This window comes from Rhizobium sp. YJ-22 (assembly GCF_029601685.1).
Lineage (GTDB): Bacteria > Pseudomonadota > Alphaproteobacteria > Rhizobiales > Rhizobiaceae > Metarhizobium.
Genome location: NZ_JARRIR010000015.1, coordinates 1 through 15,984, shown reverse-complemented (window position 1 = coordinate 15,984; position 15,984 = coordinate 1). Strand labels below are relative to the sequence as shown.

Here is a 15,984-nt window from a genome sequence, read left to right as displayed (position 1 = left end):
GATGGCGGAAAAATTACTGACAAATCATACCTTCGCCGATTTACAGGTCGGCGATACCGCAAGCCTCACACGGGTGGCAGGTGATACCGACATCGATCTGCTGGCAGCGATGCTCGGCAAAAGGCCGGCAGTTGGTGACGGGGCAGCGGAGGCAACGACGTTCTTCAACGATATCGTTGCCAACGGGCTTTGGACAGGCGCGCTGGTCTCTCTGGTGATCGGCACAAGGCTTCCGGGGCCAGGGACGATCTATCTGGGACAGGATTTCCGTTTCGTGAAGCCGGTCGCCGCCGGCGACACGATCACGGCAACCGTGCGGGTGGTGCAGAAAAACCCGGACAATCGCACTGTTGCACTGGAGACGATCTGCGCAAATCAGAAAGCGGAACTTGTCCTGACCGGTAAGGCCATGGTGATCGCGCCCGACAAGTCGGTCGAATGGACCGCAACACCCTCCTCCGTCGCATTGCAGGATACAGGGCGAGCAAGCCGATATGAGGCTTTTGTTGCCGAAGCTCGTAGTCTCCCCCCGGTTCGGGCCGCCATTGTACACCCGTGCTCCGCCGGAGCAATCCTGGCTGCGGTCGAGGTCCGCCAACAGGGCCTGTTCGACCCGCTGCTGGTCGGGCCGGAGGCGAAGATTCGCGCAGCCGCCGAAGCCTCAGGGATCGATATGGGCGACATGGCGATCGAGGACGTTGCGCACAGCCATGCGGCAGCCGCGCGCGCCGTGGAACTCGCGGTCGGCGGTACGGTTTCGGTTCTGGTCAAGGGCAGCCTGCATACCGACGAGCTTCTGGGCGCCGTCCTCGCCACCGGGTCCGGTCTCAGAACGGAGCGGCGCGTCAGCCACGTCTTCGCCTTCGACGTCCCGGCCTATGGCAAGCCGCTGATCGTCACCGACGCTGCGATCAACATCCAGCCGACGCTCGACCAGAAACGCGACATCTGCCAGAACGCTATCGACCTTCTTCTAGCTCTTGGCGTCAAAGAGCCGCGCGTGGCGGTGCTCGCAGCAGTCGAGACCGTCAACGCGAAGATGCCATCCACCCTTGACGCCGCGGCGCTGACCGTCATGGCGGCGCGTGGCCAGATCATCGGTGGACGTGTCGATGGCCCGCTTGCCTTCGACAATGCCATCGATCTCGATGCGGCGAAGACGAAGGGCATTGTCTCTCCCGTCGCGGGCGAGGCCGACATCCTGCTCGTGCCGGACCTTGAGGCTGGCAACATGCTCGCCAAGCAACTGATTTATTTCGCGGGGGCGACCGCGGCCGGCATCGTGCTCGGCGCGCGCGTGCCGATCGTGCTGACCAGCCGCTCCGATCCGCTTTCGGCGCGCATCGCCTCGGCAACGCTCGCAAGACTGCTCGTCGCCCGCAATCAGGTACCCGGAACGGGGGCCATCTCATGAGCCAGCAACTGCTTGTCACCTTCAATGCCGGCTCCTCCACGGTCAAGATCGGCCTGTTCGCCGTTGAAGGCGGTGGCCTCACGCGAATCGGCAAGGGAATGATCGATTTCCGCAAGGCCCCGTTGCGCTTCGAGCTTTCCGAAGGCCCGGATCGCTTCGATGTTGAGCTGGAAGCCAAAGCGGAGGAAGAACTGGACGAGGTCTTGCGCGAAGCGTTCGACCGGCTGTCCTGGCACTATGATTTATCCGGCATCGCCGCTATCGGCCACCGCGTTGTGCACGGCGGTGACCTGTTTGACGGACCGGTGCTCATCAACGATCAGGCGATGTCGCAGATGGAAGCGCTGATACCGCTTGCGCCGCTTCATCAGCCCCAGGCGCTGCGCCTTGTCCGGGCGATCGCGCGCCTTCGGCCAGAAATCAGGCAGACCGCCTCCTTCGACACGGCTTTCCACCGCTCGCATGCCGACGTCGTCCGCCGCTTCGCCCTGCCGCGGCAGCTCTACGAAGAGGGTATCAAACGCTATGGCTTCCACGGCCTTTCTTATCGATCGATTGCCAACCAGCTTATCAGCAAATGGCCGGAGCAGGCGGCGGGCAAGGTCATCGTCGCCCATCTCGGTTCCGGCGCCAGTCTTTGCGCGATGCACAACTGCGTCAGCCGCGACACCAGCATGGGTTTCTCAACGCTGGACGGCGTACCGATGGCGACGCGCTGCGGGGCGCTCGACGCCGGCGTGGTCATACACCTCTTAAAGGCCGGGCGAGATCCTGGCGAAATCGAGGATCTCCTTTATCACCGGTCCGGTCTCATGGGCGTTTCCGGCATCAGCGCCGACAGCCGCGTGCTTCTGGAGAGTGATGAGCAGCAAGCCAAGGAAGCAATCGAGCTGTTCACCTTCAGGGTCGCCGGTGAGATTGCCCGGCTTGCCTCGACGCTGGGCGGTCTCGATACTCTCGTATTCACCGCCGGGATCGGCGAGAATCAGCCGACGATCAGGGCTGATATCTGCACCCGGCTGATGTGGCTCGGCATTGATCTCGATCCTGGAGCGAATGCCGGGAGCGGTCCCGTCATCAGCAGTCCTGCCAGTCGTCTTACCGTCCTTGTCATCCCGACCGATGAGGAGCAGGTGATCGCCACTGACGCCTTGAGAATCTCGGGAGGCTGAGCGATGGCTTCGATCGTTGATTTATTCGGAAGACGTGGCCTCGTCGTCGGCATCGCCAACGATTCCTCCATCGCAGCCGGCTGTGCAACCGCGTTCAAGGCTGCCGGCGCCGATCTGGCGGTCACCTATCTCAACGACAAGGCTGTCCCGTTCGTGCGCCCGGTTTCCGATGAACTGGGCGCATCACTGTTCATGCCCTGTGACGTTCGCATTGATGGGCAGCTCGAGGCGGTGTTCGACACCATAGCAAATGAATGGGGCCGCCTCGATTTCTTGCTTCATTCGATCGCCTTCGCGCCACGACAGGACTTGCAGACGAGCATCGTCAACTGCTCCGCTGAAGGTTTCGCGCAGGCCAGGGATACATCGTGCCATTCCTTTATCCGCATGGCGCGGCTCGCCGCCCCGCTGATGAAGGAAGGCGGATCCTTGATAACCGTCAGCTTTTTCGGGGCTGAGCGCGTCGTCGACAACTACAATCTGATGGGACCGGTGAAGGCGGCCCTGGAAGCAAGCGTACGCTACCTGGCCGCGGATCTCGCAGCGCGGGACATCCGCGTCCATTGCCTGTCCACCGGGCCGATCGCTACCAGGACAGCTTCCGGAATCGAACGTTTCGATGAGCTCATCGATACGGTGCGTGAGCGAACACCATCGCGACGCCTCGTGAGCATCGCTGAGGTTGGGCGTATCGCCGCATTTCTGGCAAGCGAGGCGGCAACGCCTCTGTCGGGGTCGGTGGTATACGCCGATAACGGTTTCCACATCACGGCCTAGCCAGAAGGCGGGCTGATGCAAACTAAGTCGAGGTCGCTGCTCGCGCGGCGACAGGGTGAACTCTGTCATATCGAGAGCGCGATGCTTCGAATGCATAAGTAGGAAATCGGTTCAGTCAATGCGTAAAATCAGTCTACGCCTTACGCTACTTCTTCTCACAGGCCTGCTTGCAGCCTGTGCCGGCCGCCCCGGCCCGGAACTGCTCGCCCAAACGGCCGAAGCCGTTTCGGGGGCCAAGCTCACGACGGTTTATGTGGCTACCACGCGCAAGCGTGATGAGAACGGTATCTACACGTCGGGTCGTAGCCGCGAGGTCAGCTATATCCGCTACAGGGTTTCCATCCCGCCGGGTCACAAGACGGGCAATGTCGAATGGCCGAAATCGAAGCCGAACCCGAAGACGGATTTTGTCACCGTCGACCAGCACATTCTCGACGCGGCGACATTCGAGGCGGAAGTCACGAGTAAACGCAACGGCAAACCGCCGAGTGTCGGCGTGTTCGTGCATGGCTACAACACCAATTTCACAGAGGCCGTCTATCGCATAGCCCAGATGACAGCTGACGCCGGCGTCGATGCCGCTCCGATCCTGTTTGCGTGGCCGTCCGAAGGCGCTCTGAGCGGCTACGTCGCCGACAAGGACGCGGTGACGTTCTCGCGAGACCAGTTGGCGGATTTGCTCGGCACCCTGGCGCGCAAACAGACCCAGGGTCCCATCACGCTCGTCGGCCACAGCATGGGGGCATGGCTGACGACGGAAGCCGTGCGCCAACTTCGGCTTACCGGCAAGGATGCGGCGATCCATCGACTCCAGGTCGTGCTGGCGGCGCCCGATATCGATGTCGACGTGTTCCAGGCACAGCTTGCGACGATCGGCCCACTGAACCCGCCGATGACAATCCTTGTCTCCAAGGATGACAGAGCGCTCAAGGTCTCGGAATTTCTGTCCACAGAACGTCAGCGCCTGGGCAGGATCGACGTGACGGATCCGAAAATCGAGGAGGCGACGCGCAAGGCGAACGTGCAGGTGATCGATATATCGGATATCGAGGCCTCAGACAGCTTCCGCCACAATCGTTTCGTCGGTCTCGCCGCCTACTATCCGAAGCTTTCGGGCCGGGATGGAACAAGCGACCCTCGAAATCTTAGGCAAGCCGGAGCGTTTGTATTCAATTCGGCTGGCGCGGTCCTTTCCAGCCCATTTGTACTTGCCGGCAAGATCGTCGGCGGAAACTGACACGACGCGAAGCAGCTTTCTTCACGCAACTATTGCAGGAGAATACTTATGATATTCAATTACACCGCAAGCCTCGACGCCACCGACCTGCAACTGTTGCGATCGCGATGGCGATGGCTGCTGGGCGCAGGCATGGTGCTCGTGCTGATAGCTCTTGTCGCCCTCTTCAACCTGTTGCTGGCCACGGTCGTTTCCGTCCTCTTTGTCGGTGTCACGATGCTACTGGCGGGTGCGGCGCATATCGTCTTCGCATTTCAGATGAAGCGATGGGGCCAAACTGTCGGTTTGCTCGTTGTCGGTGTGCTTTATGTCGCGGCCGGTGTGATGACATTCTGGAACCCGGTCCTGGCATCCACTTTCCTGACACTGCTGATGGCTCTCAGCATGCTCGTCGCAGGCATTGTCAGGACTGCCGCCGGTCTGGCGATCCGCCCGGCTTCCGGTTGGCTGTGGCTCGCGGCGGCTGGCGCCGCAACGGTGCTTGTTGCACTGGTCATCCTTGTGGGCTGGCCGGTCAACAGTTTGTGGATCATTGGCGCACTGCTGGCGATCGACGTCATGGTGACCGGCTGTGCCCTGAGCGCATTGGCGCTCGCGCTGCGACGGTCCGTCAGTATCGACCGCAATCACGAATAAGAACCCGAGGCTGGAAACGACAATGAAGCAAACAAGACCGTTCACCGTGGAGGTCCGAAAGAAACGCCGGCTACAGGAGCATGAAGCTGTCTTTCCATGGCGGGCCGTGAAAACGACAGACGAGGCCAGATCCGTGCCGGAAGGGGAAAACACAGCCCCGAATGAAATCGCGCCTCAGAACGACCCAGCAGGCCACCGTACCCGCACACGGCGGGGCTGAACTCTGCCCGCCGGGCCTCCCTGACGCAATCCGGAGGCATAAGGAAAAGGATTTTAGTCCTCTCAATCATCAGCTGTTGACTCAAGGAGTATGTTCATTAGGGTAAAGCTGATGTTTGGTGACGAGGGGTGGAATGAAGACGCCAAAAGATATTGTCGTTTATATCGATACAGCCGATGTTTCTGTTTGTCGGGTCTATATTGATTATGCTGTTTCACTTGCACGCGCATGGGATGCGCATGTCGTTGTCGCTTTCGTGCCGGAAGATTTGATCGCCACTCCGTCCCATGGCTTCGCCCGAGGGGCGGCGATCAACAGCATGATAACCTCCTTCGAAGCGCGCCGGCATGACGCCGAAGAGCAGCTGCGGGGGCTCCTTTCGGATGTCGCGACCGCTACCGGCGTGAATTGCGAGCTTCGGATATGTTCCGGTGAAACGGGCGAGGCGCTCATGCTGCACGCCCGCCATGCCGCCTTGGCAATCGTCGGAACGGGGCATGACCCGGACCGCGCCGAGACGGCTCTCACCGTCTCGGAGGATATCATCTTTGCCTCCGGTCGCCCTTCGATCCTTTTGCCCACATCCTGGCAAAGCGACCGCGCCGTGCCCGAGACCGTCGTGGTCGGATGGAATGCCAGCCGGGAAGCGGCGCGCGCCATTGCGGATTCGATGGCGTTCCTGGCCACCGCTCGCACCGTCCATGTCGTCGTCGTTCCCGAGCCCAAGGTCGCGCGGCTTCTGGGGGAGGACCCCGGAAGCGATATCTCTCTCCATCTCGCGCGGCACGGGATCAGGGTGACGCTTGACCGGCTGGAAGGCGGCGATGCCGGCGATCTGATCCTGTCGCGCGCAGAAGAGCTCGGCGCCGACCTGGTGGTCATGGGCGCCTACGGGCAGTCCCGGATCACCGAGTTCGTTTTCGGCAGCGCAACACGCACCATTCTGGCCAATCCGAAAATCCCGATCTTTCTTTCGCGATAAGACGCGATCATCCCGCAGCGCGGGTGAGATCGCAGGTCGTAGAGATTACAACACAGGAGAAAAAACATGTCCGATCTGGTAGTCGTCGGTTTCGATACGGTCGATGAAGCCGATAAGGTGCTTCTCAAGCTCGCTGCTCTCAGAAAAGAATATCTGGTCGATCTGGAGGATGCCGTCGTCGTCGTTCGTGACGGCGAAGGCAAGGTCCATCTCAAGCAGAGCCTTAACCTGGCGGCTCTCGGCGCCACATCGGGCCTTCTCTCGGGAACGCTTTGGGGCGGCCTTGTGGGCTTGCTTTTCCTCAATCCGCTTGCCGGTATCGCCATCGGCGGCCTGACGGGCGCCGGTGTCGGCGCCTTGTCCGGCTCCCTCGCTGACTATGGCATCGACGACACGTTCATCAAGTCTCTGGGCGAGACCATTCCAAGCAATTCGTCTGCGCTGTTCGTCCTTGTCCGCAAGGTGCAGCCGGAAAAGGTGCTGGCGGAGTTCGAAGGCCTTCGCGGCCGGGTTCTCAAGACATCCCTTTCGCCAGAGCAGGAAGAGAAGCTGAGGATCGCCTTGTCCGAAAACGCAACGGGGTCAGGCGCCGCCTAGATGGCCACGCCCGGTTGATGTCCGATCGGGAAGGGAAACGTCGAGCGTCGCTTACGTGGGAGGGGTATTTTTGCGGGTACATATCAGGGGCGGGGTCGATCTTCGATGGGAAGGCAAGCCGGTAGACACGATTGACGATGCGGTCGTGGCGCGCTCGGTTGCGCTTATGGGAGAAGATTACCCGCGCCTGCGTCCGGTTATCGATGTCGCGCTGGGACAAGCCGTGCGAGCCGGCGAGCGGCTGTTTACGGATCGTCACCGCCCTCATCTGACGTTTACAGCACCTGTTGCGGGAACGATCCGTGCAATCTCGCGCGGCGCGCGCAGAAGCCTCGATTCCATTATTATCGACGTCGAGGGCGAAGCCGCCGTCGAATTCGACAGGCCCTCGCGGCCTGATCGCGTGACCATGCAGTCGCTCCTGCTCCAAAGCGGTTGCTGGCAGGCATTTCGCACCCGGCCATTCGGCCGGCTCGCCGACCCCCGGCAGGCTCCGGATGCGATTTTCGTAACAGCCACCGATACCGCGCCGCTCGCAGGCGATCCGGCCCCCGTCATAAGACGCTTCGAATCATGGTTTCGTCTCGGCGCGGAGGCGTTGCGTCACCTGACCGATGGCCCCGTTTACGTCTGTCACGGGGCCGATGCCTCCCCGGCCGTTCCCGAAGGCGTCAAGGCTGTCTGTTTCGCAGGCAGGCATCCGGCAGGTCTGGTTGGAACTCACATCCATCATCTTAATCCTGTAGGTGCAAACAGGATGGTCTGGCACATCGGCTATCAGGACGTAATCGCGCTGGGATGCCTGTTCGATACGGGCCGGATATGGACACGGCGCGTCGTTGCGCTGACCGGACCGGGGACGTGCAGTCCGCGCCTCGTTGTCGCTCCCGCAGGCGCGAATCTGAAAGATCTTTTCGGCGCCTCGCTCACCAGTCCCTCGGTTCAGTTGCTTTCGGGCTCTCCGCTCGGCGGAACGGTCGAGCATTTCCTGCGGCGTTATGACGTGCAGGCCACCGCCATTCCACACAGACATCCGCTCCGGCGCTCCTTCATCATGCGCTACCTGACCTTCATTCAACGAGCAATTTCCGGCGCCGCTCATTCCCAATGCCGTTCATGAACGGGCCGCGCCTTGCGGAATCCTGCCCGCGCCGTTCCTGCGCGCCATCAGCACGGGCGATGTGGAAACCGCCGCGAAACTTGGTGCGCTGGAACTCGTGGAAGAGGATCTGGCGCTCCTGAGCCATGTCGACGGCTCGGGCACGGATTATGGCGCCCTGTTGCGTGCGACGCTAGATGAGTTGGAGGAAGCGATATGATCGCCTTCTTCCATGACCTGCAGGCGGGCCGCGTCGGCCGCACCCCGTTGTCCGACAGCGCCACGCCCGCGCTGCTCGGCGTGATCGTCCCGGTCGTGTCCGCGCTTGTCGCAGATACGGAACAGTTCGCAGCGCGGCTGCTGATCTCTGTCAGCCTGACCCTTGCGTGGCAGCATGTCTTCACACGTGTCCGGGGTCTCAGGCCGGGACTTGACGGAATTGTCGCCGCCACGCTGATCGCCCTTCTTGTCCCGGCCGATGCGCCGCTCTGGCAACTGGCTTTGGGCGTGAGCTTCGGCGTGGTGATCGCCGAACAGGTGTTCGGTGGGCGCGGGCGCAATTTCGTGCATCCTGCCATCGCCGCTCTTGCCTTCCTGATGTTCTCTTTCACCGAGGTCGACTATCGAGCCGGACCGGACATTCCTCTGGCGATATTGCTTCCTGCTTTGGTTCTCCTGCTCCTCAGCGGCCAGGCGTCATGGCGGTTGCTGCTTGCTGCCTACGGCGCGATGGCACTGATGGTTTGGGGGCAGGGAAGCGATCCTTCGGCCAACCTGCTTTCGGGTGCGATCGGCTGTGCGATCCTCTTTCTGGCGGCAGATCCTGTATGCTCCTGCACGACAAATCCGGGCCGTTTTGCACAAGGCATTCTGACCGGCGTGCTCATCGGCCTGTTCTCGCAGGCCGGATCGGCCTTCGGAGCCGCGATCTTCGCGATCCTGATGAGCAGCATTTTCGCACCATTGATCGATTACGTGGTCGTGGCGATCCATGTAATGCGGAGGGCAAGGCGATATGGCTGACACTCGTCCTCCCAGCCCCCGCCCGGGCATGTGGCGCCGCTTTCTGAACCGGCCCAACACCGATGGCGTCAAGACGATCGGCATGTCGCTTCTGGTCGCCATTGGCTGCGGCTTAACCGTCTCCATTGCAGCGGTCGCCCTGCGGCCGATGCAGCAGGCCAATATCGCCGCCCAGCAACAGGGCCGCATGGTGCAGATGCTGGAAACCCTTCCAGGCATCGGGGAGATATTGAAGGAATCCGGCGCCAGCGGCGTCGAAACGCTCGTCATCGACCTCGCAAGCGGAACGGTCGCCGCCGATATCGATCCGGGAAGTTTCGATCAGCGAGCGGCGGCGGCGGACGCGGAGCGAAGCTCGGCCCTGCCGCGCGCTGACGACCTTGCTGGCCTCGGCCGCCGCGAAAACCACGCGCTTGTCTATCTTCTGCGCCGCGGCGAGGATCTGGCGCTCGTCGTGCTTCCCGTCCGCGGCGCCGGCTACCAGTCGACCATCCGGGCCTATCTTGCGCTGGAAGCCGATCTCGACACCGTTGCCGCCTTCACGGTCTATGAGCAGGGTGAGACGCCCGGCCTCGGCGCCCGCATCGCCGAGGACGGTTGGCAGGCGCAATGGGCAGGCAAGCGCATCTTCGACGATGGCGATTTCGCCATTTCCGTGGTGCGCGGCAATGCCAGCGGCCCCAACGAAGTCGACGGCATCTCCGGCGCCAGCGTTACGGGCTATGCGGTTTCGGACATGCTCGAATTCTGGATGGGCGAGAACGGCTTCGGGCCGTTCCTCGACAGGCTGAAGAAAGGCGAAATCGAATGACTATCCCTTTCCGCAACCTGACAGATCCGCTTGTCGACAAGAACCCCGTCACGGTCCATATCCTCGGCATCTGCTCGGCGCTGGCGGTCACGACATCGATGTCCACCGCTCTGACCATGTCGATCGCCCTGACCGTCGTGCTTGGCCTTTCGGCAGGCGTCATCAGCGCCATCCGCCGACACATCCCGTCCTCCGTGCGCATCATCCTGCAGATCACCATCATCGCCTCGCTGGTCATCGTCGCAGACCAGATGTTGCAGGCCTTTGCCTATGAGATGAGCCAGCGGCTGACGGTGTTTGTCTCGCTGATCGCCACGAACTGCATCGTGCTCGGGCGCACCGAAGCCTATGCGCTGCACAATCCGGTCGTTCCCAGCATGGTGGATGGCGTCGGCAATGGCCTGGGATACAGCCTCGTCCTGCTGACCGTTGCCGCCATCCGTGAGTTGTTCGGCGTGGGAAGCCTGTTCAGCGTCGGCCTGCTGCCGCTCGTGGCCGACGGCGGTTGGTACCAGCCACTCCGCCTGATGCTGCTCGCGCCGAGCGCATTCATCATCCTCGGCCTTCTGGTCTGGGCTGTTCGCAGCCTGCGCCCGGCCCAGAGGGAAGCGCCCGAATTCGAGTTGCGCGAGCAGCAAAGGACGGCCGAAACATGATCGAACTGTTCCAGCGCTCCATTTTCGAGGAAAACCTCGCGCTGTCCTTCTTCCTCGGCATGTGCACCTTCCTTGCCGTCTCCAAGCGCGTGGAAACGGCCTTCGGCGTGGGTGTGGCGCTGATCGTCGTGCAATCGCTCAGCGTGCCGGTGAACTACCTGCTGCACGCCCATATCCTGAGCGCCGGAGCGCTTGCGTGGGTAGGTCTGCCGGATGTCGATCTCGGTTTCATGCGGCTGATCACCTTCATCGGTATCGTCGCGGCGATGGTGCAGATCATCGAGATGCTGCTCGATCGTTACGTGCCCGCCCTCCACGGCGCGCTTGGCATCTACCTGCCGCTGCTCGCCATCAACTGCGCCATCATCGGCGGCAGTCTTTTCATGGTAGAGCGGCAATATGATCTCGCTGAAAGCACGGTTTATGGGATCGGCACCGGGATCGGCTGGGCGCTGGCCATCGTCACCCTCGCGGCGGTCCGCGAGAGGCTGCGCTATGCCAATGTCCCCGAAGGATTGCAGGGCCTCGGCATTGCTTTCATCGTCACCGGTCTCCTGTCCATGGCGTTCTCCGCCTTTGTGGGAGTGCGCGTGCTATGACGGAGATCCTGCTCGGCATCGGCTTCATTTCCTTGCTGCTCGTCGCGTTGGCAGCCGTTGTCCATAAGGTTCGGGAGTATCTGCTGCCGTCGCGACCCGTGGCAGTCACTGTCAACGGCGGGCGTGAGATTGGCGCTTTGGCGAATTTCAAGCTTCTGGATATTTTGAATTCCAACGGCATCGCCGTGCCCTCGGGCTGCGCCGGCGCGGGAACGTGCGGCCTGTGCCGCGTCAGCGGCGTCACGGGTACGGGAGAGCCGTTGCCGACGGAACGCGCCCGGCTTTCTCCTGCCGACGTTCGGGCTGGAATGCGGCTCGCCTGCCAGATCGTGGTGCGAAACGACCTCGCCGTCACCGTCCCGGACGAGGTGCTCGGCATCACCACGATGAACTGCCGCGTGGCATCGTCGCGCAGTGTCACGCCTTTGATCAAGGAAATCGTGCTCGCCTTGCCGGAGGGCGCGGAATTCGACTTTCGTGCGGGCAATTTCGTGCAGGTCACCGCACCGGCCTATCGTCTCGACTTTTCCGGCATCGCGGTTGAACCGCAGCATGCCGCCGAATGGAAAAAACTCGGAATCGACAAGCTCTCGTCGCAAAGCCCTCAGCCCGTCTCTCGCGCCTATTCGGTTGCCAGCCGGCCCGGGGATGTCGGCATGATCGTGCTCAACATCCGTCTGGCCACGCCACCGCCAGCCAAACCGCATGCGCCTCCCGGCATCGTCTCGTCATGGCTATTCGGTCTGCGCGAGGGCGACGCGGTTGAAGTGGCAGGCCCGTATGGTCACTTCGGGGCGCAGGATACCGGGCGCGAGATGGTGTTCATCGGCGGCGGCGTCGGCATGGCGCCCTTGCGCGCCATCATAACGGACATGCTCGAGCGTCAGGGAAGCCGCCGCAAGATCAGCTTCTGGTATGGCGCGCGAAGCCGTGGCGAACTGTTCTACGCCGACGAATTCGACGAGCTCGCCCGGCGTCATGAGAACTTCCGCTGGGTGCCCGCCCTCTCCGAACCAGCCAGAAACGACGCCTGGGACGGTGAGTTAGGCTTTGTCCACGATGTCGTCTTCCGCGCCTATCTCAAGGATCACGCGGCACCGGAGGACTGCGAATACTATCTGTGCGGCCCGCCGCTCATGATCGAGGCCGTCTACGCGATGCTCGATGAATGCGGTGTTGAGAGCGAAAGCATCTTCAATGACGATTTCGGGATCTAGGAGCATGACGACAAGACGCGAGATCGTGTTTGGACTGGGAGGCCTGGCCGGACTGATGTCCTTGCCGTCATTGGCCCGAGCCGGCACCGATGATCTCATGCGCATCTCCGGGCGCGCTTTCGGCACCCGATGGCAGGTCACCGTTCCGCCCGATGCCGATGCTCGCGCGATTGGCGCGGATCTCCGGCATTTACTGGCCGAGATTGATCATTCGATGAGCCCGTTTCGTGCGGGTTCGGAGCTTTCGCGTTTCAACAGCCGGTCGGAGATCACACCGCTCGCAGTCTCCGGTCAGCTTCGGACGGTTGCCGCCAAGGCGCTCGAGATCGCGCGATTGACCGGCGGTGCGTTCGATCCGGGCGTCGGACCCGCTGTCCATCGTTACGGTTTCGGGCCGATCGCTGCCGGGCGATCCGGTCGCCACGCCGCTTTTGCGGTCAGTGCTGAAGGACTCTCCAAAGCGGAGCCGGAGTTTTCGCTCGATCTGTGCGGCATAGCCAAGGGCTATGCCGTCGACCGGCTTGCAGGACACCTGAGAGCTCAAGGGCTGCCGAGCTTCCTGATCGAGGTGGGCGGCGAAGTCTATGGTTTCGGTACACGCCCTGACGGTCGTCCATGGCGCGTCGGCATTGCGGATCCGCTTCGCACCGGTCTCCACACGACGCTTCCCCTGACAGGCGTGGCGATGGCGACCTCGGGCGATGCGATCAATGCCTATGAGATCGCGGGCCGCCGCTACAGTCATACGATCGATCCCGCAACCGGAGAGCCGGTTCGCAACAGCGTCGCCTCGGTTTCCGTTCTGGCCCCGACAGCGCTGGAGGCCGACGCGTTTGCGACCGCCCTTCTGGTCATGGGTCCCGAGGGCGGCCTTGCATTCGCCTCCGCCAACCGTCTGCCCGTGCTTTATCTGCTGCGCGAGGCCGGAGGCCTTAAGGCCAGAGCCAACAGGTTGTTCATCGACCAGGGAAGGGCATGAGCCATGCAGACCATTTTCGCCGCTGTTCTTCTGACCGGGTTTGCCATGCTCGCGCTGGCCGCCGGGCTTTTTGCCGGCCGCGCACCGCTCAAGGGATCGTGCGGCGGCGCGGCCTGCGGCGGCAAATGCCATGCTTGCGAACGATCGGAAGGAAGCGGGACATGAAACTCGACACGGTCGCCGATCATATGCGCACGGACCTGACCACGCTGACGCCGGACATGGAGATCGTGCGGGCCGTGTCCGTGCTCATGCAAAGCGGCGTGTCGGGCGCCTGCGTCATCGACGGCGCTGGCGATCTCGTCGGCGTTCTGTCCAAGCGCGATTGCCTGAAAGCCGCACTCAACGCCTCCTACTACAAACAATGGGGTGGCAGTGTCAGCGACTATATGAGCACCGAACTCGAAACGCTTGATGCGGGTATCGACATCGTCGAAGCGTGTGAGCGCTTTGTCGCAAGCTCGTACCGGCGGTTCCCCGTCACCCGCCATGGCCGACTTGTCGGCCAGATCAGTCGTACCGACGTCCTCAACGCCCTTTCACGGCAGTGGACATAACAAAGCCCCGGAAAAGAAAAGGACCGATATCGTGACACGACAGCTCTCCAGAAGATTGTTTCTCGCAGGAACCAGTGCGGCAGCGTCCGCAGGTATCGTCGGGACAGCCAATGCACAGGCAGCCTCCGCTGGCGCCGCAACCGTTTCCGTGCAGGAAGCCCTGAAACAGCGCCGCTCTACCAAGCGCTTCGGGCGTGGTGACGTTGCGCGCGAAAAGGTGCTCGAAGCACTGTGGGCGGCCAATGGTGTCAACCGCGCGGACGGTGATGGACGCACAGCACCCGCCTGGCACGGTGCAAAGAACGTCGATATCTACGTCGCGCTGGAAGATGGCGTCAGTCTCTACGACCCCGTGGCAAACGCTCTCAACAAAGTGGCCGATACCGATATTCGCGCCGATGTCAGCCCTACGGCTTTCGTACGTCGGGCGCCCGTGGTGCTGATCTATGTTTCCGATGCCGAGAAACTTGCAACCGCCGCCGGCGACCTGGCCACGTCCGCACCCGAGGAACTGGTCATCGCCGCACGCGTCAACTCGGCCGTCATGGCCCAGAACGTCTATCTGTTCTGCGCTGCCGAAGGGCTCGGCACATGCCTCCTCGGTACCGTGGACCGGGAAGCCATCAAAACAGCGCTGAAGTTTCCGGACCATCTTTCGGTGACTTATATCCAGCCCCTGGGCGAGATCGGCTGATCTGGAGGGTGGTTACAAATCGGCATACAGGCCGTGCCGCGTATCCGGTGCTTCCGCAGAGACGGAAGCCGTGACGGCCGCCATTCTCTGGTGCGCGCTTGGCCTGCTCGCCCTGGTCGGCGGAGCGGAAATACTGGTGCGCGGCGGGTCGACGCTTGCGCGCCAGCTGGGCATATCGCCGCTCGTCATCGGGCTCACATTTGTTGCGATCGGAACAAGCACGCCGGAGCTGGCGGTGGGCATCGATGCCGCGTTGACGGGAGAAGAAGGGTTGGTCGTCGGGAATATCGCCGGCACCAACACCTTCAACCTGCTGTTCATCCTTGGAATATGTGCCATCGCCCGGCCCGTGATTTTGGAACGGGTCTCCGTTCGGCTTGAACTCCCCGCAATGATAGCCGCCGCACTTGTGTTCTGGGTGTTTGCAGCCGACGGTTATTTGTCGAGAACCGAGGGCCTTGTGTTCGTGCTTGGCGGTATCGGCTTTACCGTCCTGGTCGTTCGAAGCGCGCGCCTGAGAACCTCGCCGCCCGAAAAGGAACTGCCGGTCCTGCCTCGCCGGATGCCTGATGCTCTGGGGGGCGGATGGTTCAACGCCGCCGTCATGGTTGGCGGGATCGCGGTCATTATAATAGGCGCAGACTGGCTCGTGTGGGGTTCCTCCGATCTTGCTCGCAGGCTGGAGGTTTCTGAAGCTCTTATCGGACTGACCATAGTTGCAATTGGTACATCAAGCCCTGAACTGATCACGACGATCGTCTCGACCGTAAGAAACGAGCGCGAGATCGCGGTAGGCAATCTTCTGGGGAGCAGTGTCTATAATATCGCAGTCATTCTCGGGCTGACGATGCTGGTTCCGAGCGAAGCGATCGCCGTGGAAAGGACACTGATCACCGTCGACATTCCTGTGATGGTTGCGGCAACCGCGCTTTGCATTCCAGCTTTCCTGACGGGCAAAACTCTGTCGCGGGCTGAAGGGGCGGCATTCGTTGGTTGCTACATAGCCTACTTCGCCTACCTTATGCTCGCTCGGACTTAACTCTAGCGCAGGCAGGGTGACGAAACCGGACGCATCGACTTGCTCCGCGAAGGTTGTCGCTTCCGTTCGAAAATTGACGTATACGGCGCGCAATAGGTCACCCACGAGTAGGTTATGCAGCTGTTTCGAAGAGCAAGTTATGATGGCTGCCCGTCCCCGCAACCATCTTTACTTGCTCGGGCAGCAAGTAAAGATTAGATCCTGCCCCCGCAACCAAAATTGCAAAACAATATCAATTGATTGGCCCGCCTCGTGCGGGCCTTTTGCGTTTTCGA

Annotated in this window: 19 protein-coding genes; all 19 read left to right on the top strand. The window is 61.8% G+C overall.

Features of this window, described 5'->3' with window-relative positions; genetic code table 11:
- Position 1: 1 nt before the first annotated feature.
- The 19 genes from P7F60_RS25705 to P7F60_RS25615 all read left to right on the top strand — a co-directional run bounded on the left by P7F60_RS25705 (position 2) and on the right by P7F60_RS25615 (position 15,709).
- Positions 2 to 1,414, top strand: coding sequence for a bifunctional enoyl-CoA hydratase/phosphate acetyltransferase (locus P7F60_RS25705; protein ID WP_277920560.1), 1,413 nt, complete (start codon positions 2 to 4; stop codon positions 1,412 to 1,414).
- Positions 1,411 to 2,586, top strand: coding sequence for an acetate/propionate family kinase (locus P7F60_RS25700; protein WP_277920559.1), 1,176 nt, complete (start codon positions 1,411 to 1,413; stop codon positions 2,584 to 2,586). Before P7F60_RS25705 ends, P7F60_RS25700 begins: the two co-directional genes overlap by 4 nt.
- A 3-nt stretch (positions 2,587 to 2,589) precedes the next feature.
- The gene (gene fabI / locus P7F60_RS25695; protein ID WP_277920558.1) at positions 2,590 to 3,363 is read left to right on the top strand and encodes an enoyl-ACP reductase FabI; all 774 of its coding nucleotides are present in this window, start codon (positions 2,590 to 2,592) and stop codon (positions 3,361 to 3,363) included.
- A gap of 118 nt (positions 3,364 to 3,481) precedes the next feature.
- Positions 3,482 to 4,600, top strand: coding sequence for an alpha/beta fold hydrolase (locus P7F60_RS25690; protein ID WP_277920557.1), 1,119 nt, complete (start codon positions 3,482 to 3,484; stop codon positions 4,598 to 4,600).
- Between the two features lie 48 nt (positions 4,601 to 4,648).
- A complete protein-coding gene (locus P7F60_RS25685) occupies positions 4,649 to 5,236 on the top strand; it encodes an HdeD family acid-resistance protein (protein WP_277920556.1) in 588 nt (195 codons plus the stop codon).
- Positions 5,237 to 5,589: 353 nt separating this feature from the next.
- Positions 5,590 to 6,438 carry a universal stress protein gene (locus tag P7F60_RS25680; RefSeq protein WP_277920555.1) on the top strand — a complete coding sequence of 283 codons (849 nt, stop codon included), beginning with the start codon at positions 5,590 to 5,592 and terminating at the stop codon, positions 6,436 to 6,438.
- Between the two features lie 66 nt (positions 6,439 to 6,504).
- Positions 6,505 to 7,035, top strand: a complete 531-nt coding sequence (locus tag P7F60_RS25675; RefSeq protein WP_277920554.1) for a DUF1269 domain-containing protein — start codon at positions 6,505 to 6,507, stop codon at positions 7,033 to 7,035.
- 70 nt (positions 7,036 to 7,105) lie between these two features.
- The gene (locus P7F60_RS25670; RefSeq protein ID WP_277920553.1) at positions 7,106 to 8,155 is read left to right on the top strand and encodes an NADH:ubiquinone reductase (Na(+)-transporting) subunit A; all 1,050 of its coding nucleotides are present in this window, start codon (positions 7,106 to 7,108) and stop codon (positions 8,153 to 8,155) included.
- Between the two features lie 61 nt (positions 8,156 to 8,216).
- Positions 8,217 to 8,354 (top strand): hypothetical protein, encoded by a 138-nt coding sequence (locus tag P7F60_RS25665; protein WP_277920552.1) that lies wholly within the window; start codon positions 8,217 to 8,219, stop codon positions 8,352 to 8,354.
- Complete coding sequence (locus P7F60_RS25660) at positions 8,351 to 9,157, top strand: RnfABCDGE type electron transport complex subunit D (protein WP_142174811.1); 807 nt, start codon at positions 8,351 to 8,353, stop codon at positions 9,155 to 9,157. The genes P7F60_RS25665 and P7F60_RS25660 overlap by 4 nt, the downstream gene beginning before the upstream one ends.
- On the top strand, positions 9,150 to 9,968 hold the full coding sequence (nqrC, locus tag P7F60_RS25655) for an NADH:ubiquinone reductase (Na(+)-transporting) subunit C (protein ID WP_277920551.1): 819 nt from the start codon (positions 9,150 to 9,152) through the stop codon (positions 9,966 to 9,968). Before P7F60_RS25660 ends, nqrC begins: the two co-directional genes overlap by 8 nt.
- Positions 9,965 to 10,624: an NADH:ubiquinone reductase (Na(+)-transporting) subunit D gene (locus P7F60_RS25650; RefSeq protein WP_277920550.1), complete on the top strand. Its 660-nt coding sequence runs from the start codon at positions 9,965 to 9,967 to the stop codon at positions 10,622 to 10,624. The genes nqrC and P7F60_RS25650 overlap by 4 nt, the downstream gene beginning before the upstream one ends.
- On the top strand, positions 10,621 to 11,223 hold the full coding sequence (gene nqrE, locus P7F60_RS25645) for an NADH:ubiquinone reductase (Na(+)-transporting) subunit E (RefSeq protein ID WP_277920549.1): 603 nt from the start codon (positions 10,621 to 10,623) through the stop codon (positions 11,221 to 11,223). Before P7F60_RS25650 ends, nqrE begins: the two co-directional genes overlap by 4 nt.
- Positions 11,220 to 12,440 carry an NADH:ubiquinone reductase (Na(+)-transporting) subunit F gene (gene nqrF / locus P7F60_RS25640; RefSeq protein WP_277920548.1) on the top strand — a complete coding sequence of 407 codons (1,221 nt, stop codon included), beginning with the start codon at positions 11,220 to 11,222 and terminating at the stop codon, positions 12,438 to 12,440. The genes nqrE and nqrF overlap by 4 nt, the downstream gene beginning before the upstream one ends.
- The gene (locus tag P7F60_RS25635) at positions 12,421 to 13,419 is read left to right on the top strand and encodes an FAD:protein FMN transferase (protein WP_277920547.1); all 999 of its coding nucleotides are present in this window, start codon (positions 12,421 to 12,423) and stop codon (positions 13,417 to 13,419) included. Before nqrF ends, P7F60_RS25635 begins: the two co-directional genes overlap by 20 nt.
- Positions 13,420 to 13,422: 3 nt before the next feature.
- The gene (locus P7F60_RS25630) at positions 13,423 to 13,584 is read left to right on the top strand and encodes a hypothetical protein (protein WP_277920546.1); all 162 of its coding nucleotides are present in this window, start codon (positions 13,423 to 13,425) and stop codon (positions 13,582 to 13,584) included.
- The gene (locus tag P7F60_RS25625; protein WP_277920545.1) at positions 13,581 to 13,976 is read left to right on the top strand and encodes a CBS domain-containing protein; all 396 of its coding nucleotides are present in this window, start codon (positions 13,581 to 13,583) and stop codon (positions 13,974 to 13,976) included. Before P7F60_RS25630 ends, P7F60_RS25625 begins: the two co-directional genes overlap by 4 nt.
- A 31-nt stretch (positions 13,977 to 14,007) precedes the next feature.
- A complete protein-coding gene (locus P7F60_RS25620; RefSeq protein WP_277920544.1) occupies positions 14,008 to 14,670 on the top strand; it encodes a nitroreductase family protein in 663 nt (220 codons plus the stop codon).
- A gap of 70 nt (positions 14,671 to 14,740) precedes the next feature.
- Positions 14,741 to 15,709 (top strand): calcium/sodium antiporter, encoded by a 969-nt coding sequence (locus P7F60_RS25615; protein WP_277920543.1) that lies wholly within the window; start codon positions 14,741 to 14,743, stop codon positions 15,707 to 15,709.
- Positions 15,710 to 15,984: the final 275 nt, after the last annotated feature.